The sequence below is a fragment of the Alcanivorax sp. HI0044 genome (genome assembly GCF_001634945.1).
The window spans coordinates 1-477 of record NZ_LWEZ01000824.1 but is presented as its reverse complement, the minus strand read 5'-3'; the positions used below and the strand labels follow the sequence as shown (position 1 = coordinate 477).

The 477-nt window shown below is 59.3% G+C and carries 1 protein-coding gene; it reads right to left on the bottom strand.

What is annotated here, in order from left to right; translation table 11 throughout:
- Window positions 1–52 precede the first annotated feature (52 nt).
- Window positions 53–477, bottom strand: a 425-nt coding sequence (locus tag A3730_RS09785) for a low molecular weight protein-tyrosine-phosphatase (protein WP_063538003.1), incomplete at its 5' end; no start/stop codon positions are given.

Genomic DNA, 477 nt, shown 5'->3' with positions numbered 1-477 from the left:
AGATCCGCATCGCAAATCTGCTCAACCGAACCGGTCGGTGGCGCCGTCTGGCTCACAGTTGCTCCCGCACACGGCTCAACAATCCTTCAGCGCCATCTTCAATCAGGTCCAGCACGGTATCGAATCCGTCTTCACCGCCATAGTAAGGGTCGGGCACTTCCCGCACCGAAGTGTGCTGTGCATAGTCCAGAAAACGGGCAAGAGTGCCCTGAAACGATGCGGGTCGCATGGCCTTCAGATCCGCCAGATTGGCATCATCCATGGCCAACACCCAATCATAGTCCGCAAAATCCGCCGGGCTGACTTGCCTCGCGCGCAGGTCAGCCATGGAATAGCCCCGTCGCAACGCGGCCTCCTGGGTACGAGGGTCCGGCGCCTTGCCGATATGCCAATCGCCGGTTCCAACGCTATCAATACGAATACGATCTTCCAGGCCGGCTGCCTTCACGCGTTCACGAAAGACCACTTCAGCGGTGG